19 protein-coding genes are annotated in these 18,846 nt (G+C 63.9%); 11 read left to right on the forward strand and 8 right to left on the reverse strand.

Translation table 11 applies throughout. The features are described 5' to 3' along the window. Positions 1 to 2 precede the first annotated feature (2 nt). The 3 genes from ACQPYR_RS43850 to ACQPYR_RS43860 all read left to right on the forward strand — a co-directional run bounded on the left by ACQPYR_RS43850 (position 3) and on the right by ACQPYR_RS43860 (position 1,413). The gene (locus tag ACQPYR_RS43850; protein ID WP_433635506.1) at positions 3 to 257 is read left to right on the forward strand and encodes an IPT/TIG domain-containing protein; all 255 of its coding nucleotides are present in this window, start codon (positions 3 to 5) and stop codon (positions 255 to 257) included. Positions 258 to 345: 88 nt separating this feature from the next. Then, complete coding sequence (locus tag ACQPYR_RS43855) at positions 346 to 645, forward strand: hypothetical protein (RefSeq protein WP_433635507.1); 300 nt, start codon at positions 346 to 348, stop codon at positions 643 to 645. A 180-nt stretch (positions 646 to 825) separates the two neighbouring features. Next, positions 826 to 1,413 carry a DUF6245 family protein gene (locus ACQPYR_RS43860; RefSeq protein ID WP_433635508.1) on the forward strand — a complete coding sequence of 196 codons (588 nt, stop codon included), beginning with the start codon at positions 826 to 828 and terminating at the stop codon, positions 1,411 to 1,413. Positions 1,414 to 1,524: 111 nt separating this feature from the next. Here the strand turns inward: ACQPYR_RS43860 and ACQPYR_RS43865 are convergent, their stop codons facing one another. Then, positions 1,525 to 1,791 carry a hypothetical protein gene (locus ACQPYR_RS43865; protein WP_433635509.1) on the reverse strand — a complete coding sequence of 89 codons (267 nt, stop codon included), beginning with the start codon at positions 1,789 to 1,791 and terminating at the stop codon, positions 1,525 to 1,527. Between the two features lie 379 nt (positions 1,792 to 2,170). Between ACQPYR_RS43865 and ACQPYR_RS43870 the strand changes: the two genes are divergently transcribed. From ACQPYR_RS43870 to ACQPYR_RS43885, 4 genes are all read left to right on the forward strand, one after another. Beyond that, the gene (locus ACQPYR_RS43870; RefSeq protein ID WP_433635510.1) at positions 2,171 to 2,653 is read left to right on the forward strand and encodes a hypothetical protein; all 483 of its coding nucleotides are present in this window, start codon (positions 2,171 to 2,173) and stop codon (positions 2,651 to 2,653) included. Between the two features lie 650 nt (positions 2,654 to 3,303). Then, positions 3,304 to 4,026, forward strand: coding sequence for a hypothetical protein (locus ACQPYR_RS43875; protein WP_433635511.1), 723 nt, complete (start codon positions 3,304 to 3,306; stop codon positions 4,024 to 4,026). Between the two features lie 151 nt (positions 4,027 to 4,177). Next, the gene (locus tag ACQPYR_RS43880; protein WP_433635512.1) at positions 4,178 to 4,423 is read left to right on the forward strand and encodes a hypothetical protein; all 246 of its coding nucleotides are present in this window, start codon (positions 4,178 to 4,180) and stop codon (positions 4,421 to 4,423) included. 104 nt (positions 4,424 to 4,527) lie between these two features. Beyond that, a complete protein-coding gene (locus tag ACQPYR_RS43885; RefSeq protein WP_433635514.1) occupies positions 4,528 to 4,755 on the forward strand; it encodes a hypothetical protein in 228 nt (75 codons plus the stop codon). A 44-nt stretch (positions 4,756 to 4,799) separates the two neighbouring features. Here ACQPYR_RS43885 and ACQPYR_RS43890 read toward each other — a convergent pair whose 3' ends face one another. The 3 genes from ACQPYR_RS43890 to ACQPYR_RS43900 are packed head-to-tail and all read right to left on the reverse strand — an operon-like array spanning position 4,800 to position 8,940. Beyond that, a complete protein-coding gene (locus ACQPYR_RS43890; protein ID WP_433635515.1) occupies positions 4,800 to 5,321 on the reverse strand; it encodes a DUF6262 family protein in 522 nt (173 codons plus the stop codon). Between the two features lie 2 nt (positions 5,322 to 5,323). Then, complete coding sequence (locus ACQPYR_RS43895; protein WP_433635516.1) at positions 5,324 to 7,813, reverse strand: tyrosine-type recombinase/integrase; 2,490 nt, start codon at positions 7,811 to 7,813, stop codon at positions 5,324 to 5,326. Continuing rightward, entirely contained in the window at positions 7,810 to 8,940 is a 1,131-nt protein-coding gene (locus ACQPYR_RS43900) for a tyrosine-type recombinase/integrase (RefSeq protein ID WP_433635628.1), read from the reverse strand. The genes ACQPYR_RS43895 and ACQPYR_RS43900 overlap by 4 nt, the downstream gene beginning before the upstream one ends. Positions 8,941 to 9,088: 148 nt before the next feature. On the opposite strand from ACQPYR_RS43900, the gene ACQPYR_RS43905 reads away from it, so the two are divergent. From ACQPYR_RS43905 to ACQPYR_RS43915, 3 genes are all read left to right on the forward strand, one after another. Next, on the forward strand, positions 9,089 to 9,319 hold the full coding sequence (locus ACQPYR_RS43905) for a hypothetical protein (protein WP_433635517.1): 231 nt from the start codon (positions 9,089 to 9,091) through the stop codon (positions 9,317 to 9,319). A gap of 64 nt (positions 9,320 to 9,383) precedes the next feature. Then, positions 9,384 to 9,851: a hypothetical protein gene (locus ACQPYR_RS43910; RefSeq protein WP_433635518.1), complete on the forward strand. Its 468-nt coding sequence runs from the start codon at positions 9,384 to 9,386 to the stop codon at positions 9,849 to 9,851. A 107-nt stretch (positions 9,852 to 9,958) separates the two neighbouring features. Continuing rightward, complete coding sequence (locus ACQPYR_RS43915) at positions 9,959 to 10,744, forward strand: hypothetical protein (protein ID WP_433635519.1); 786 nt, start codon at positions 9,959 to 9,961, stop codon at positions 10,742 to 10,744. 139 nt (positions 10,745 to 10,883) lie between these two features. Here the strand turns inward: ACQPYR_RS43915 and ACQPYR_RS43920 are convergent, their stop codons facing one another. The 4 genes from ACQPYR_RS43920 to ACQPYR_RS43935 all read right to left on the reverse strand — a co-directional run bounded on the left by ACQPYR_RS43920 (position 10,884) and on the right by ACQPYR_RS43935 (position 15,732). Next, positions 10,884 to 11,711 (reverse strand): class I SAM-dependent methyltransferase, encoded by an 828-nt coding sequence (locus ACQPYR_RS43920; protein ID WP_433635520.1) that lies wholly within the window; start codon positions 11,709 to 11,711, stop codon positions 10,884 to 10,886. 248 nt (positions 11,712 to 11,959) lie between these two features. After that, a complete protein-coding gene (locus ACQPYR_RS43925) occupies positions 11,960 to 12,379 on the reverse strand; it encodes a phenolic acid decarboxylase (RefSeq protein ID WP_433635521.1) in 420 nt (139 codons plus the stop codon). A 242-nt stretch (positions 12,380 to 12,621) separates the two neighbouring features. After that, positions 12,622 to 13,824: a cytochrome P450 gene (locus ACQPYR_RS43930; RefSeq protein ID WP_433635522.1), complete on the reverse strand. Its 1,203-nt coding sequence runs from the start codon at positions 13,822 to 13,824 to the stop codon at positions 12,622 to 12,624. Between the two features lie 678 nt (positions 13,825 to 14,502). Then, the gene (locus ACQPYR_RS43935; protein WP_433635523.1) at positions 14,503 to 15,732 is read right to left on the reverse strand and encodes a cytochrome P450; all 1,230 of its coding nucleotides are present in this window, start codon (positions 15,730 to 15,732) and stop codon (positions 14,503 to 14,505) included. Positions 15,733 to 16,051: 319 nt separating this feature from the next. On the opposite strand from ACQPYR_RS43935, the gene ACQPYR_RS43940 reads away from it, so the two are divergent. Beyond that, positions 16,052 to 18,577, forward strand: a complete 2,526-nt coding sequence (locus tag ACQPYR_RS43940; RefSeq protein ID WP_433635524.1) for a hypothetical protein — start codon at positions 16,052 to 16,054, stop codon at positions 18,575 to 18,577. Positions 18,578 to 18,846: the final 269 nt, after the last annotated feature.

Here is an 18,846-nt window from a genome sequence, read left to right on the forward strand (position 1 = left end):
CCATGGCGCCTGTTCTCACCTCCCTGACGCCCTCTTCCGGCCCTGCGACGGTTTTCAGCTCTGTGGTGATCACCGGCTCCGGGTTCAGTAATGTCGGTCCTTTGTCCGTGCGGTTCGGTACCACGGCAACCACATTCACCATCGACTCCGATACCCAGATCACGGCCATCTCCCCGACGGGGACAGGCACGGTGAACGTCACCGTCACCGTGGAGTTGGACGGCACCAGCAACCCACTGCCCTACACCTATGTTTGACGGCCCAATCTTCTAACGACACCCCGTGTTGCGCGGCCTCACACCGGCAGCGTTGCGGGGCGGATCGGCTGCGGCGCACCATCGTTGGATGGGTGACTACGACGCCGTCAACGCACACAACGCCGCCAAGGCCCGCGCGGCGGGCTGGCCGGAGCTGACCGGAAGCCCCGGCCAGCTGGGTTGGGCGAGCACCGTGCGTCAAACCAAACTCGACGAGTTCGACGCCGCGACGATCGCCGAGCCCGTCCGCAGCCAGATGCGGGCGGTGCTGCTGCGGGAGACGCGGGCAGCGGTGTGGATCGACAACCGCCACAACCCGTGGGGCGCGGTATGGCTGATCAACCTCACCGAGGACGAGCGTGCCGCCCTGCTTCCGGGTCAGAGGTGACGCTCGGTGTCCATCCGCTGGTGCAGGATGCGCATGATCTCGACGATGCCGCCGCTGGCGATCTGGTAGTAGAGCGCCATGACCACACGATACCAATTATTGGTATACACCCGCCTGATCTGTGGCCCCTCACCGTGCTCGAAACCGGACACTGCAAGCGGTCGGCGATAACCTTCCTGGGTGAGTGAACACGAACAGGACCAGGGCCGGGACCGGCTCGCCACGGTCGAGCAGATCGCTGAGGCCATGGCGGCACTGGGGATGTACCAGGGGCGCAACACCTCGACCGAACACGCCGACCAGGCGGCTCGCCTCGGCGGGGCAGACGCCTACCGGGTGCGGATGGTCAATGCGCTGCTGGGGATGGTGCAGACCGAGGCGGCGCTGGCTGATGCCATCGACCTCGACGCCGATGCCCGCCACGCCGCCTGGGAGCAGCAACTCACCGCCGCTGGAGTGGGGCTGGATCAAGATCCTGTCAAACGAATCGAGTTCATCCGCTGGCAGGTGCTGCGGGCGGGGACACCGTTGCGAATGATGGCGCAGAACCGGGAAGTCGGCCCGATCCCGCTGGCCGCCACGCATGCTGTCACAGCCCTGCACACACTGCTCGGGGTGATCGCCGTCAGCCAAGACGCTGTCGCGCAGGGCGATGTGGAGACACTCGCCGACCAGGCCGGTCAGCTGCGCGCCGCGCGTGAAGCGCTGCAACTGGCACTGACCAACACCGAACTCCTGCTGAACATGCTCAAATCTGTCGGCCTGTAGACGACGTCACGGCGGGTGCGCTCATCTATTCCGGTGGCCCTAGCTGGGTCCTATCGGTGAATCTCGAATGCCGTCGCCGAGCAGCAACTCACCTTCGCTCCCGGGAGCTGGTCAGCAGTTGAATGGGAAGCACAACTTCGGTGGGGCGGTCGTGTGCGCCGGCGCGATGGTCGAGGGCACCACGGCGTTATCGGGCCTGTCGCCCGGTCCCAGGTGGGTCAGCGTCAGCACGACCAGCACCAAGCCCGCGCCGCCGAAGAGTGCCCCGAGGCCCCACAGGATCGGTGTGGGCGAGGCACTGCGGTAGCCGGGGTAGTACGGGGACCGGTGGCGCGGTCTGCGTGCGGGGCGGTCGGTGAAGCGGACCGACCCGCGCACATTGCTCCCGCCTATCTTCCCCCGGCGAGAATGCGGCCGTATGGCTTCATATCCCATGGCTATCAGTATGGGGGCGAGGGGTCGGCATCGGGTGCTGACCGGCCGGATCCGGGCGTGGGGCCGCGGCGGGTAAGTGTTGGGTGGAATGGACGACGGCCCGGGACCTTGCGGCTACCGGACCGTCTTGCGTTTGCTGGTCCCTGTGGGGTGGAGGTTCCAGCACGCCATCAGCAACGTAGTGCCACCAACCTAGGTTGCGCAACGGTTGCTCGGTCAACCTCAGCTGAGTGTTGGCCGTCGCTGAGTTCGCGGATGTTGTCGTCATCGGTGATGCGGTAACACGTGCGTCGCGCGGGCTTATCGTGCTCGGGTCCGTGAGATGCGGCACCGCGCGATCACTCTCCAGATCATCGGCGTGCAAGCCAAGCTGGCATTGGTCGCGGGCCGAACCGCCGGCCGCGCCCTGCGGGCAAGGTTGGGCGACCATTCGGCGGTAGGTGTGACTCTCGCGCTGGTGAACCGGACGCACCGTTTGCGTCATGCGGACCGGTGGACAAGGCTGGATGGTGTGGGGCGTGATGACGCTCGCGGTGTGATGTACACCGATATCGCGGAAACGTTCGACGCGGTGTTGTCGAGCGCCGAACGCGGTGAGGTGCCGTGGCTGGATGAGGTGATCGCCGAACTCGCATCGATCACCACCCAGGCCCACGATCTGGTCGTGCTGCACGCGGTCGGCGGCATCATCGCCCAGCGCGGCAACTACTCGATGGCGGATTTGGCAGCGCTCACCGACGCCGACCCAGCTGCGGTGCGCCGCGTGCTGGCCGAGCTGCGCGCGCGCCACTTCGGCATCCGCTGACCCGACTCCCGTAGAGGCTTACGCCCTACCGCAGGACGGTCAGCGTGGCCGTGGTGGTGTCGGAATTCGCCGATAAGTGGTGTCAGATTCCCCCTTACGGCCATCCCGACGACGACGGCAAGTCACACGCTCGCCCGATGAATAGGGACTTCGCCCTGAAAATGACTTCGAAATCTGACAGCGCAGGACCGACTGATCGGCGGACTCCATGACGGCATGACGGTAAACGTATCCATTTACATACCGCGACGTCAATGGTTCCATTGACACTCATGTAAACGCATCCGTTTACGGGTTCTGACCGCCGATAAGCGGGTCTTATCGGTGGTCAGAACGCATTCCGGCCGGTCGCGCGTCAATGATTCCATTGACGTGACACATAATCGGAATGCGTGAGATACGCAGTCATCTTTGCCTCACTGATTTCTTACGATGGACATCAACCAACTGTTGATGCCGAGATTGGTCGATGGCATTGCTTGCCGACCACCGGCATTCGGGCGGAGACATGTCGCCCTGACACGGATTGCATCGAACCATGATGTCGATGCTTGGCTGGTTGAAATCGACCCAACTCGTCGTTTGCCATCAGTGATGAATCGATGTGGCACTATGGACCCTAACCAGGTCTCACACGAGGGGAGTGCCACATGGCTGTCCGGTTCAAGCTCGGTTACTACTCACCTGTTACCGATGATGCTCTACAGCGTGAGTATGTCGGTTACTTCCCGCGCATGACCGAAGAGGAGGCATGGGCGGCGGGCCGGGGTGTGTGGAAGGCGAGCAGGCAACGGGTGGCCCGGGAGCAGTTCGCGTTGGTCATCGGTGACGGCCGGGTGATCGCCGTTGCCGAGATACATAGCGTGTCCGTGCATCAGGATCGGGTCGCCGTCGACGGCGAGGTGCTGGCCGAGGGTCACCCGGTGCGCGACGGGTGGATCGGTAAACCGGATCCGGTGGTCAACGCCTCGCAGAACCCTGTCGGCTACTGCGACCTGCCCGAGGAGGCCGCGTTCCGTGAGCGGCCCTGCGGATGCGGATGCGGCGAGATCAGCACCCGCGATTTCCTGCCCGGCCACGACGTGCGCGCCTTCCGAGACCGGGTACAACGCATGTTCGCCGGATCGGCATTGGAGTTCATCCGCTGGGTCGACCGCATGGCCGGCGAGCACGGCGTGCCCGTCCTCGCCGTCCGATCCCAACCCGGTGACGCCGCCGCCAGCAGCCACAGCGCGGCGCTGCCGGAGGATCACCGCGCGTCGCCGAGTCCGGAGCCCGACGAGCAGGTGTCGGCTGACCCGGGGATCTCCTACGCCGCGCTCTCGGATTCCGAAGATTCGTTGTCCGGCAACGATTCTGTCGGAGCTCGGTGAGAAGATCGGCGCGAGGCCGCGGTCTCGTCCCCTGCGGGGCAGCGGTCGAGGGAGGCCCTCGGCCCGTGTGGACCCGGGGCCTCCCGCCTACACCGGTTGCGGGGCAACCGATCCCGCGCGCCGGTCGCTGGATCCGGCTAGGGTGCTGGGCGTGTCCGAGCGCGGTGAACAGAACTGGTACCCGATCTCCCGAATCGGATGGTTCACCGACCACATACGCGAAGGCATCGACGACCTCACCCGCGGCCAGATCGAACTGTTCCGGCCAGCGCTCGCCGAACCGTACCGGCTCGACGATGACACCGTGAACCGCGCCATCCGCGTCTACGAGAACCAGCGCGACGATCTGATTCTGTTCCTTCTCTGGGGGTCCCGCGGAAGTGGAGCCAGGATCTGAGAAAGTCTGTGCAGCTCAGCGGCTTTCGCGGAGACTGTAGCAGATCACGACAGGTGTGGTGCAACGGTTGGCGCGTGTCGGTGGGTGTGGTGCATTGTGGTCGGATGGCCGAGAGCGCCCTTGATGGCCCGGACTGGGTCGAGCTTGTCGAGATGCTGCAATTCCTGCGTGACTGGCTCGCAGGTGCCGGCCTGGAGGTCGAGCAGTCGTTAAGGCGATTCGTCGGCGTGGACGGTTATCCGCTCGAGGAGATGATCGCCGACCTGGATCGGTTCGGGTTCCTGCTCGGCAGCGACAACGGCGATCAGTTGTTCCAGCTGAACGAGTTCTGACGACCAGCAGTGCTCTGCGCCCCGAAGGACGCAGAGCACTGTCGTCAGTGCCGTTTGTTCATGCTGGCGAACAGTTCCCGGTTCGCGGCGCGGGCCGCGTCGAGCTCCTGATCGCGTTCCTCGAGCTGAGCTCTGAGCTCGGCGATCTGCTGCTCCAGAGTCACGATCTGTCGCTGCAACTGGTCAACGTCGGCTGGGGCGCCGAGCCCGGACTCGCGCCATGCGTCCTCGCCGAGTAGCTCGGACAGTTTCTTCTCGAGCTGTTTGTTGTGGCCGGCGAGGCGCGTGATGCGGGCCTGGGAGTTGGCCAGGTCGGCTCGCAGTGACGCCATGGTCACCGGCGCTGCGTTTCCCTCGGTCGGCGCCGGGGTGGTTTGGGCGGTGTGGACCTGGGCGAGCAGGTCGGGGTGCCGGTAGAGGAATGTGCGGTCGACGCCCGCGGTGCGAGCGATCGCCGACACGCTTATCTCGGTGCCATCTTTGCGGGCGGCATTGAGCGCCTTAAGGACTCGTTGTCTGCGGCGGGCGGAGTCGGCCTGTCTGCCTTGGAGCATGGTGTTGGTCATGGTCATGCGCTCCTGTTCGGGCGGACGGCGGGAAGGGATTGGCGGATCGTCGGCAGGCCGAGCCCGACGATGCTGGTGCGGGCCCGCCGGACGACGCTGACGGCGTCCTCGACCTGTGCCCGGTCTTCTTCGGACAGCTCGTCGACATCGGCCTTGACGCGGGAGATCAGGCGGCGGATGCGGCTGATCTCCTCGTCGGACGGCATGGCCTCGGCCTTGGCCCAGTTGTCGGCCGCGGCGAACGCGCTGCGCAACCGTTCCCGGCTGCGCAGCAGATCGGCCAGATATGCCTCGAGGTCCGGCAGATAGGACACATCGGTGGAAAAATGAGAGCAGCCAACGCATCTGAACCGCACGGGGCAGTCGTCGCCGCCGGCAGCGACGTTGCTGGGTTCACTACATGCGCCGTAGGGGACGGCGACCTCCCCGACCGCGCGGCGTAGGTGCTCGGAATCCAGCAGGGCTTTGGCCTCGCGCCAGACCCGGTTGCCGTGCCGGTCGAACTGCATCGTGGTGACCCGCTCGACCGCTTCGCGGCGGCGCTGTTCTCCGACCCGGTAGTAGCCCTGGGTGGTGCTGAGATGAACGTGGTCCATCAACCGGCTGAGCACTTCGACGCCGACGCCAGCGTCGGCATGTCGCTGCGCGTAGGTGTGCCGATAAACGTAGGGAAAGATCTTGCTCTTGTCGAACGGCACCATCTTCGTCACCTTTTTGCCGTCGATGATCTCGGTCGTCGTGACCATGATGTCCGGCAGGCTGTCAACCCATTCACGATGCCGTGCGCAGACCCATCCGTCGGTGATCGCCTTGTGGCCGTGCGGGTTTCGTGTGGGCCCAGGCAGTAGCTTCAGCTTCGCCACCGGCTCGTTCGGGAACCATTCCCGGACGCGCTGCTGCTGATGCTCGATCAACGCGGCGGTGACTTCCTGAATCGGCAGCCGCCGCCCCAGGCGGTTCGCCTTGAAGTTGTTGTAGATCAGTACCGGCTGTCCTTGCCCGTCGCGCTCGAGGCAGTCCAGAGGCAGCTGGCAGATCTCGTCCGGCCGACGACCGGTGTCGATGATCAACTCGACCGCGACGCGGATCTCCCGGTAGCTGGTGTCCTCGAGACTATCGAGTCGGGTGCAGATGAACCGCATCACCTCGATGGGCAGGTCCCGGCCCGCATTCGAATCTTCAGCTCGATCGGGAGTGTCACCGTTGATCAGCATGAAGTCCTCGGGAAGGCCGTGCATGGGCTCGCCTGGGCGCGTCAGGCCGATCGCCCGCATCCGCTCGAGTACCCGCCTCACGTGCCGGACGGCATATTCTCGGCGCGCGGCGCTGATGGCTCCTTCCGCCTGGAGGAACGCCAGGCGGTTGAGGAACGCCGTGATGTCGGTGCGAGACAGGGCCGAGGGGCCATTGCCGTGGTCCGGGCGTTGCAGGCGCAAACTGTCCGAGAGCAGCCCCATGGATGTGATCATGGTTTGGCAGGTGCCCTTGGCGTTGCCACCACGATGACGGGGCAGCTCGTCATAGGCCCAGATCTTCGCGGCTTCCCGCAACCACGGCTGAGAGATCGAATCGAACCGCAGGATCCCTCGGTGGCCGAAAACTCTTGTGTCCCATTCGTCCTTGACCCGTTCGAGCTCCGGGTTGGTGTGGTAGCGGCGCAGGATGGTGACGAATGTGGCGTGCATGTGCCGCCGTGTCTTGGTGAAGACCTCACTGGAGATGTCTTCGAGCGACTGGACGAGGTTGGCGCGGGCGTAGTCGCCGAGAGGCCGGAAATTGGTCACGTCGGTCTTGCTGCCACTGACGACCGTCCGGTAGTGCAAGCAGAACAGCAACTCGGCGACGACGCGGTCCGGCAGCCCGCGCAGGCTCACCTCACCACCCAGCGGGATCGCCGACTGAGTAAAGCGCCAACGCTGTTCATCGTCCGCGGTCGCGCCGGTCGTGCGCTGGAACTCTTTCCAGCGCTCGGCGTGTGCATGGCAGTAGTGCCTGCGGCCATCCCTGTTGCGAGTGCAGGCAGGAACCTTGCAAGGACCGAACGCAGGAAACCCGACGACGTCTGGATGACGCACGAACTCATCCAGCGGCAGCCGGTAGATCCGTTGCCGTTGGTAATCATGGCTGACGCAGAGCTGGATGCCATGTGTCTTCCGGAGTCGCTCGCAACCGGGAACCACACAGCCTGTCTTGCGGTTCCTCTTCTTCTGCCGTTCGACGAGCACAAACTCTTCGATGGGAGGGCGGCCGACGGCCTTCCATCGAGTCCAGCAGGTCGGGCATATGCCCTGGCTGCCTCCCGCCCGCTGAGGACAGCCCACCACCGGGCAGACGATGAACCCCAGTTGCGGGTGATCTTGCGGAAACTCCAGCACTTTCCGTTGCGGTAACCAGCCGATCACCGCGAGGAACTCCGGTGAGATCGCTGCCCAGAGCCCGGCAACCAGGTCCGCGGAGTCCTCGACTGGCTGAGGTGCGAGCAGAACAGTCACCGCAGACCCTCCATCAACTCGCGCGGAGACGGCACCCGCTCGACCGCGGCGCGCAGCCGATCCTCGGATGGATGCATGTACGGTTCCGCCGACTGCGGGCTGGCATGGCCCAACAGCCTCTGGATCTCGTCGAGCATCGCTCCGGAGTCGGCGAGGTTGCTGGCGAAGCCGTGCCGTCCCTGATGCGGCGAGATCGACCGCGACAGCTCCGCGCGGCGGCAGAGCGCGGAGAACAACTCGTTCAGCCCGTCCGGTGTCATCGGTGCGCCCAGGGGCTCGCGGAACAGGTTGACCAGCAGGAAATCGCAGGCCGCAGCCGCGGGCAACTCCGCGCGCTCGAGCAGATAGAGGTCGATCGCCCGGACGGTCAGGAAATCCAGCGGAACCGCCCGGCTGTAGCGTGACTTCGCCCACGCTCCGTTCGGGTTGTCACGGCGTATCACGTGCAGGTGCGCGCCTTTGATCGGGCAGTCGTGAATTGCGTTGTCCGGCAACAAGTGCAGGTCGCTGCGGCGCAGACCGGCGGCCTCTCCGCGCCGCAGACCAGCACGGGCCAGCAGCAGCACGATCAACCGGTCCCGCGCCGACCGGCAGACAACGAACAACGCCACGATCTCGGCGTCTGCAGCCCGATCCACCGCGGTCTCGGGCTCGTGAAGGCGGTGGCGGGCCCGCAGCCGATAATGCAACGTGGTGGATTCGCCCCGGGCGACCGCTGGGAGATCGCGGGTGTCACCGACCTCGTAGAGCTGCTCCACCACCCATTCCGGCACCTCTTTGGTCATCACCGCGAACATCAGAAAACCCCTTGTGGCGGTGAGGATCTTGTTGATCCGAGACTCCTTGCGAACAGGCTCTGCGCCGGGTCCCATCACCACCCGCCTAGCGCGGGCCGGCGTGAACTTCAACCACACCACGAACAAGCCGAAATCCCGCGCTGCCGTGCGCCACTCACGCCCCGTGCTCGCGCACCAGCGCAGAAACAGCGACACACTCTCCGCGTAAGCCTTCGTTGTCGACTCCGCCCGATCCCGGCCGAACCGCAGTTCTCTCAGGTACTGGTCAGCGACCGGCTCCACCTCGTAGCTCTCGTCGATCACCGTCCAGTACCGGCCACCCGACGGCATCCGCACCAAAAATGCTCGCACCACCACTCCGTTCTCCGTGATCGATCGATACGGAGCCACAGAGCTACACACCCCAGAGAACCGTCGCAAAACTCCGTCGGAGTGTCCGCGACACAACATCACGCCACAGGTCTAGATCCCCCAGAGAATGTTCGGCAACCAGGCCGACCGCTGGCAACGGGAAGCCAGCACCGCCGAGCAGCGGGCCGCGGTGGACACCTACGTCGCGGCGATCGTCGAGCTGAGCACGTTGACCGCCGAAATTCTAACGATGTGTGGCACGCTGTCGCAGCAGACGATCGAGAAACTGATGGCCGCCTCCGATGAGGAAGTCGGGCTCGATGCGCTGATGCGGCTGGTCCGCGACGGCCGAATCTGACTGCGCCCCATATCGTTCCGATGATGAAACATTCGCCGCGAACTCGGATGCGAGAATCGACGAGATGTTCGCCATCAACGGGGCAGGCCTGGACGCGCCACTGACTCAGATGGGCCGATCCACCGATGCCGGATCCGCGGTGGTCGATGCGATCCGCCATCCCCGGCCCGGCGCCGGGTGCCGACTCGCCGGGGGGACAGGAGAGACGAGCATGTCACCCACGCACGGCCCCGGCGCACGGCCACCGGTTGATCACCTCGCCCTCGACCAGTGGCTGCGTGAGGACGGCGGCACCGTCGTCCTGCGGTTCGCCCCCGGCCCACCGGAGGCGGTCAACACCGACAGCGGCGTGACCGGCGTGCCGGTCGGTCCCGGCTACCTCGCCACGGCGCATAGCCGCGACGGCGACGAAATCGGCTGGGGTGCAGGCGATACCGTCGACGTCGCAATGCGACGGCTTCGGCTGGGCGCCACAGCCGAGAATGCACCCACCCCCGAGCCGGATCACGGCGAACCGCAGTTGCCGGGGTGAGCACGGCGTGATCGTGGTGACAGATAGCCCGAACAAGTGACGGTGAACAGCCACACCACCAGCCGATGCGTGACGGATTTCCGCCGATCACGCTAGGCTTAGAACATGTGTTCGATGCCGATGGCCGGTGGGTGACCACCACCGAGCGGCGCGGCGGTCTCGATCAGGACCTCGCGGGCGAAGACCGCGCCACACAGCTGGCGATACTGCGCAAGCGGATGAACGCGGTCACCGGCCGCGTCGATGCCGCAGACGCGGCCGGGGTGCCCGCACTCGACGTGCTCACGGTCCCTGGGCCTCTGGGCGCGCTGTTGCCCGCTGGGGGACTGGTCCGCGGCACGACAGTCGGATGCACACGCGGAAGTGTCCTCACCGCCCTGGTCGCGGCGGCCACCGCCGCCGGGAAGTCCGCGGCGATCGTAGGCGGCGCGAGGTTCGGTTTCCTCGCCGCGCATGAGATGGGTGCGCGGCTGGATCGGCTCTTCCACGTCCGAAATCCGGGTCCGGACGCTCTCAGTATCGTCTCCACTTTGGCCGATGACCTCGACATGGTGGTTCTGGACCTCGACGAACTCACCACGACACCATCGCAAGTGCGGCCGGTACAGGCCACGGTCCGCAACAAGAAATGCGTCTGGGTCGTGGTCACCTCCGGCCGTGTCCGGGGTATCCGGCCGGATCTGCAGGTCACCGCGCGCCCGATCGGATACAGCGGCCTCGACACGGGGCGCGGACTGTTGCGTGAGATCCACCTCGAAGTACGAGTATCCGAGCGGGCAGGTCCATCGCACACGGCTCACCTCAACCTGCGCGGTGACGGCACCGGCGTGCATTGGATCGAAGTCGACCAGCACTCACCCGAAGCCCGTCCGCGCCTGCATCGGACCGGTTGAACGGCCGTGCTGTCACGACGGCAACATCGATACCAAGGCCGATCGAAAATCGTCACGTGACATCAACTGTCGCGATCACCCTGATCGGAAACGCTTCGTGCGTAACCAGATTCGTTTACCGTCGACACGCATGGCGAGGTCACACCGTGCAGGCGTGGATCAGGTGTGGCCCTGAGTCGGGTGAGCGAGAAATCCGAACACCATAGGTAGCCAACAGCGCGGTGATTGATTGGTCTTCGATCTGCTGGAAGCCGCAGGACTGCAGCATGGTTCGGAATTCGTCCGCTGTGAAGAAGCTGCGCCATGGTTCACCGGCGCGTGCGACCAGTTTCGCGCGGTTCTGTAGTTGTATGGCAGTCGGATCGCCTCGATCCGAATCGAGTGGATAGAAGTAGTCGCACACCAGTTCCGCGTGGCCGCTGGCGATGTCGCTGAGAGTGGCGCGGACCGATCTTCGGGTCAGGTACACGGCGACGCCGAGCCAAATGAACAGGGTTCGCCGGGTGCGGTCGAGGCCTGCCTGCGCCAATGTGACAGCGAGCGTGGGCTGCTCGAAATCGACGGGCGCGAAGGTCAGCGTCGCCGGGATCGTGATCCCGGCGTGAGCCAATCGACGCCGCTTCCACTCCTGGGTGGCGGGATGATCGACCTCGAAGAATCTTACGTGTGTGCTGGATTGGCGGTAGGCGGTTGTGTCCAGTCCCGCGCCGAGGATTACTACCTGATCGGTGCCTGCCGTGATTGCGGCCGCGACGGCGTCGTCGGCGAATCGGGAGCGTGCCGCGATCCACAGTCTTCGCTCACGCACGAGATCTTCAGCTTGGCCCTGGTCGAATTCAGTAGAAGCGACGGATTCGCCCACGATCCGCGGGGCAAGTGGATCGGTGAAGATCCGAGGCGCATCCTCCTGGTGGTCGGCTCTCACGCGCGCTGCAAACATCGCGGTTCTACTCGGTTGCCCGTGCATACCTGTCACCCTCTCGAGCAGGTAATCGATCGCGTCCTTACGATCTGGTACGCCATCGTTCTGGCCGGCTAGGCGTGCGGGCCGGTGCTCGGTTCTTCGTTCGAGGTGACGATGCCACCGGGAAGCGGAAAACCCGGTGGCACCATCTTCGAATATCGCGACCGAAGGTGATGCGGTCGCGCAGCCGACATCACGGAGGTCGGCATATTCGGCGGGCTGCTGTGTACAGCTGCACCGTCTCGTGCGGTCTATTTTTCTTCGAGTTCGACGAAGTAGCCGTGGTCCGCGTAAATGTGCCGGGGCATGTCTGGTCCGATTGCGGCGCGCCGCGCCATCTCCTCGCGGAACTCCGGGTCTTGATTGTCACCTGCGCTTATGGACATGTCGACATCGGCCAGCCATTTAGGCACCGCCGCGTAGCGGGCCACTGTCTGGGGTCCGAGGAACCAGGTGAGGGTCACGACAGTTCCGGTCTCCTCGTACCAGCCGAGGAACTCGACGTTGTCTGCCAGTCGACGGTACGTAGGTTTCTGGATGGCGTGGCGTCCTTCGTGAGGACCCGCGGTCAGCGTGTATTCGATGTAATCGGGGCCGGTGATCCAGGGTTCGAATACCCAGCCATTGGGCAAGTACAGGCGCAGCTTTTTCCCGACGATGGAGTTCAGCATTCGGCAGTCCGGGGTCAGCCTTGAAGCCGATCCCGTTCCCCCTTTCAAGCGAGTTCCCGCGAACGATATTCGATGATCATCATGACACAAGGACGGAGGTCTTGGTTGTCTATTGGGCAAAGCTTCGGTTTCGTTTTTCCTTGTGGCACAACGAATTCCGCGTGAATGCATGGTGGTAGCGACTCGCGACCATAGACATGGATAAGGACCGCGAGTCGGCTTCGGCGCTTGATGAGGAGTGGCTACCTCATAAGCATCGGAGGCAGTTTGACGAAAACGACCCGAAATTCCTTGAGGGCCCTGTGGAACGGCCCCGGCCGCCATTCCAGTTGATCTGCGGGCAGAAGTGACGTCATGTCGGGCACCGCGGCGAATAGTTGATCGATGGCATGCTGGGCGATCTCGTACGCCAGGGGCTTTGCTGGGCACTCGTGTGGTCCGCCCCCAAACGCCACGTGTGACCGGTTGCCGATGTGACTGCCGCCAGGGTCGACCTCGACGCGGATCGCCGGGTCGTTGTTGCAGGCAGCCAGGCTGACAACGACCGGCTCGTGTGGCTGCAAAAGGACTCCGTCGACCATGACCGGCCGGTTCGGATATCGGAAGCAGAAGTTCGCCATCGGCGGGTCGTTGAACAAGACCTCGTCGAGGGCTGTCAAAGTCGACAGGTTCCGGCCGTAGTCGCCGCCGAACGCTCCGTACCGGTCATCGCGGAGCATCAGCTCCAGTGTGTTGGTGATGAGATTACGTTCCAGTTCGAAACCGGCACCGTAAAAGCTCATCAAATTGGCGAATACCTCGACATCGTCGAGCGCGCTGGGATGGGTGACCAGTCGCGAGGTGGCGTCGTCGCCGGGCTCGGCGCGCTTGCGCGCGATCAACTCCATCAGGGCTTCTTTGATCATCGCCATGCCCTGCTGAGCTGTGAGCGTACTGCGCTGATCGAAACGTGCCGCCATGCCGGTCGCGACCCGCTCCCCGATCTCCTCCGGGCAACCGCATATCCGGTTGAGGACCCCCAATACCAGGCCGAATGCGTAGTCGGCCATCAGATCGGCTGTACCTTTGCCGCAGAACTTGTTGATCAGCGGGATAGCGATGTCCTCGACCAGCGTGTTTATGTTGTTCGTGTCGACTCCGTCGATGCTTGCGACGGAGGCATCTCGATAGCGCGTGTGTGCGGCACCGGTGTTGTACCGCGCTGCGGGGAAATAGGCCATCATCGCCCGGACGGGCGTATCCTGCGGAACGGTGGTCTGCCATTCTCGGGGATCCGACGGGAAGTGTTCGGGATCGTTGAGAATTCGCACCGCGGTCGCGTGGCTAATCACCAGAGTGGCCCGCACATTTGGGTCCAGATCAACCGGAACCAGCGAAGGATGATAACGGCGCCGCATCTCGGCGTAGGCGACATGCGGGTCGGCGGCGAAATTGGGGTCGTACATCGGAAAGCGGTGGGACGCTTGATGGGCGGGAGCGGTCGGGTGGGCCGGGGACGACTGCGAGGTCAAAACGTGGCTCCAAATGGATTGAATGAGGACGCGGATCGCGATAGCGGATGCAGATTCGAATTACATGCGCCGACTGGAAGAAACAGACACCTGGTCGACGCTGGTATCGGCGACGCCTTTTCTCTTCTGCGTTCGGGTCGATAGGCCGACGGATAGCGTTGAATCGCGCGTTTCACCGTGGACGCGGACCATCGCGTTGAGCGGTCTGGTCCATGAAATCGCCTCAGCGACATACTGATTCATGCGCGCGCCTCTCGTCAGGTCGGTCCAGAACTATAGTCCTCGCGATGAAGTTCGCAATCGGTGGTGCCTGGTGGCCAGTCGAGCTGACCCGGCCCCGGGAAAGCGCACGCGATCGCGGAAAGTCGAGCCGCACCGCAATCCCGACAACAGACCAACGCGTTGGTCGTCGCCTCGCGTGAGCAGGTCCGCGAACGAACTTGTCCAGCAGCGCCGCCCGGGTCGGGAAACCCCGTGTGGCGCAAGCACTCAGGTCCGTGATGAAGCGCGCAGTAACGAGGTTCGCTTCGCGAGTCACTTCCCCAGCGCTGGCCGGTCTGGCTGGCGGGCACACCGATCGCACAATGTGAGGGCTCATCACATGACTCTGTTTCAACGGCGGAGTGTGACTGGCAGTTTCGTCAGCGCGCGATGGAACGGCCCCGGACGCCACTCCAACTCGTGCTCCGGGACGGCCAAGCGCATCTCGGGCACCATGTCCAGCAGCTGGATGATGGCGGTCTCCACGGTCAGATATGCCACACGGCGGGCAGGACAAGCATGATTCTCAACGCTCCACGCCAGATGCGAGCGATTGCCGACGCGATCCTCACCGAAGATTTTGGGATCGTTGTTGCAGGCCGCAAGGCTGATCACTACCGGCTGATCCTTCGGCAGCCAGATGCCATTCTTCAGGATCGGTTGCCTCGGGTACTTCATGCAGAAGTTCGCCATCGGCGGGTCGTTGAACAAAACCTCGTCGAGCGCGTCGCGCGGGTCCAGGGTGCCACCCACCAACGCGCCGCCGAATCGGTCATCGGTGAGCATCAACCGCACGGCGTTGATGATCAAGTTACCTTGTGCCTCGCTGCCCGCACCGTAGAAGCTCATCAGCTGAGCGAACATCTCGACGTCGTCCAGGCCAGCCGGGTGCTTCGCCAGTCGCGATGTGATGTCGTCGCCGGGCTCCGCGCGCTTGAGCGCGATCAGCTCCATCAGCGCCTCTTTGATCGTCTTCATGCCCCAAGCGGCATCGACCGAACCATCGAAGCGCGCGGCCATCCCGCGAGCGACCCTGTGCCCCAACTCTTCTGAGCAGCCGACCAGCTGGTTGAGGACACCGCAGACGAGCGGGAATGCGTACTGAGACACCAACTCGGCGGAACCGGCCTCGCCGAAGGCCTCGATCAGCGGTTCGGCGATTTGGCCGACGGTGTGACCGAGCGCGTGCAGATTGGTCCCGTCGAGGCTGGCAACGGATGCCTGCCGATAGCGGGTGTGCGGGGGTCCGTCGCTGTAGCGCGCAGCCGGAAACCACCGCATCATCGGCAGGACGGGACAGTCCTCGGGAACAGTCTCCTGCCAGCTGCGTGGATCAGCAGGGAAATGGTCCGGGTCGCGCAGGATCTCCAATGCCGTGCTATACCCAAGCACCAAAGTCGCAGGGACACCAGGTGACAACTCGATCGGAGCCAGCGACCCGTACCGTCCGCGCAGGTCACTGTAGGCGCGGTGCGGGTCGGCGCAGAACGCGGGGGCATACAGCGGATATCGGGGCTCGTCGGTGCCATCGGTGGGCGATCCATGAAGAACCGGGCAAGTTCCCGAAGCAGGCGTGGTCAAAGACGTTAACTCCAGTCGATGGAACAGAATTCGCTGACGTCAAGCAAAAACGATCAGCACGTGGCGCTCTCCAAGAAATCAGTACCGACACTCCACGACATCGACGACGAGCGGAATAGGGACTCCCTATGGCGTCCCTATGGCCGGACCGGACGGAAATAGGGAACCCCTACGCCGGGAGAATGGAAATTAGGAACTCCCTACGAGGTCCCTACGGTGACGCCGATGAGTTCGAGGCGATGCCGAATGGATCAGTATGCGGCACAAAGAATGTCTCGCATTCTGCAGGAGCGCCCGAGAGCGCTATATAGTCCCATGTGTGTACGAGGACAGGGCGGGGACGATGGGCGTAGTGCCGACGCCCACTCACAGGTTGGTCGGTCGTGACCGCGAGCTGGACGACATTGTGCGGCTCCTTCTGAGCGAATCGTGCCGCCTGATCACCCTCGTCGGTCGGGGCGGGATCGGCAAAACGGTTTTGCTCACTGCGGCTGTCAGCCGATTCGGTATGGCCGACAAGAGCACACGGCTGTTCTGGGCTAGATTGGCAGAGCTCACGCCGGGCTCGGGCGTCGGTGAGGTCGTGGAGGAAATCGCCCGGCAGGTGATCAGGGCTGACCACTCGAAGCGACCCGATTGGCCTGCATTGGTCGACACCCTGTCCCAGCCTGGCAGCACTTCGCCCCAGCACACCGTGCTTGTTCTCGATAACTGTGAGCCCGTTCTCGAAGGAGGAGCCCGGCCTCTGATCAATTCACTGCTCGAGGCGGTGCCGGGACTGACCATCGTCGCCACCAGCCGCGAACCGGTCGGCTGGATCCACGAACACCTGGTCGGTGTGCGCCAGCTGGCGAGCCACGACGCCGTGGCTTTGTTCAAACAGCGTGCAGCCGCTATCGGTCATCCGATCAGCGATGAGGACGAATCCGTCGTCGCCGAGATCTGCCGCCACATCGAAAACCTTCCTCTCGACATCGAATTGATGGCTGGGCGATTGTGGCAACAGGTGCCGCGCATGATCCTGGACGGACTCACCGGTGACGATGACGATGCTCGACTGGACTGGCGATTTGGGCCTCGCGTGGGCGCCGCGCCCAGGCATCGATCAGTCAAGGAGGCCATCGACTCGTCCTACGACTTGTGCAGCGACCCCGAAAAGTTGCTCTTCGATCGGATGGCCGTGTTCGCCTCCAGCTTCGACATTAACCCCTACGACAACACCAACGTCGTGATGGGCGGAGCCGAGTTCGACGCGATCAAAGCCGTTTGCGGCGACGACCCAATCGACGACGCAGGTGCCGTTCTGGCTCGCCACGACGTCGAAGCCCTGCTCGAACGCTTGGTTGATCGGTCGATGGTCACAGTGCACCGCACCGCGACGACGGTGCGGTACTCCCTGCCGGAGAGCTTGCGGGTGTTCGCGCGACGGCGACTTGCCGAAAGCGGCGACGGCGAGCGGACCCGCATGGACATACGGCACCTGCACTACTACCAAAACAAGGTCGTCGACGCAGGCAACCACTGGTTCAGCGACCAAGAGCAGGGATTGATGGACTGGGCTCGCGCAGCGTGGGACAACATCATCGCCGCCCTCAAGACGAGCATCAAGGTGCCAGGTCAGGCTGGCGCCGGGCTAGAGATCATTATCGGACTGATCAAGCTGCGAGCGCCCTTCATGTTGGGATCAATCCGCGATGCACGGCGATGGATCGAGCGCTGCTTGAACGCAGCGAAGACCATGGCGCCAGAGTCCACTGAACTCCAGATCGATGCCTTGGCATACAGCGCGTGGCTTGCCCTGCGTCAGGGCGAGGCAGCAGACGCCAGACGGCTACTCGACGAGTCCGTCGAGCTCCGCATCCCCGACTCAAAAACCAGAGCTGAATGGCGTAGCCACCCCGAAATTGACTTCGGCCTGTCCGCCGCCGCCGAATTGGCAAAGGGCACAGCGGAGTTCATGGCGAACAGCAACCCGAGAGCCATCGAAATCCTGGAGCGGGCCTGCGACAAATTCCACGCACTGGGCGACCACGGCTCGGCCATGATGGCCGCCATGTTCGCTGGTCTGGCGGCCGGTCTGATCGGAACACCGAAACAGGCTGACACGATCGCACGCCGCTGCTACGAAAGCGCCACCGCCGCGAAAGCGCGGTCGGCGAAATCGTGGGCTGAGTTCAGTTGGGCCCTCGCCCTGAACAAGAACGACAAGCCTGAAGAAGCATTGACCGTCCTGCGGCGATCACTGAAATACCAGCTGTCCATCGGCGACCTATGGGGCGCTATGTGGTCGGTGGAACTGCGGACATGGACGCTGGCGAAACTCATCACCACAGCGCACAGCACGGACTCACACAGCCACGACGGCAACAGGGTCACCACGGCAAGAGCCCGCGAAATCGCTATCCTCGCCGGTGGACTCGAAACACTACGATCAGGGCCTGGGGTCGGCACACAAATCGGCGAAATGGGCGCATTCGCCACGCAGTCCCGTAACGCTACCGACGTCGCTCGCCGGGTGCTCGGGCCAGCCGTCTTCGACGCAGCAAAGAAGCGAGGCACCCGCCTGCGTCCCGAACACAACGAGGCGCAGCAGTATGCCCTGGGAACACTGCACCTACCGGATGGGGGCTGGGACAGCTTGTCCGAGTCCGAACAAGACGTCGCGATCAGGATCGCGAAGGGGCAGAAGAGGGCCGAGATCGCTTCCGCCCGAGGGGTCTCTCCCAAAACCTACGACACGCAAGTCGCGGACATACGCACGAAACTAGACATCGAGAAAGGGGCGGATATCGCAAAGCACGTCCCAGCGGACGTCCTTCACCAGGACCTTGCCGACAACACCTGACGACTGGGGCCAAGGCCAGCAAGACGCGGTTTTCACAGGTCAACCATAGCCATCTGGTTCAAATCGCTACGCCTGCCCCGGCGACGAGCCGCTGCGGCAAGACCGATGAACGACGCGAGCGGATCCGGCATCCGGATCGTCGAAGTCATCCATAGGGCCGAAGTGCGGAGAGTGGTGCCGGGCTTCCCGCGCACGCTCCTTACTGGCCCGATCTCAATTGGCGTTCCCGGCCGCCCTTTTTCACCTTTCATCCCTCGCTCGAAGTCGAG

Source organism: Nocardia sp. CA-120079, assembly GCF_050955745.1.
GTDB lineage: Bacteria > Actinomycetota > Actinomycetes > Mycobacteriales > Mycobacteriaceae > Nocardia.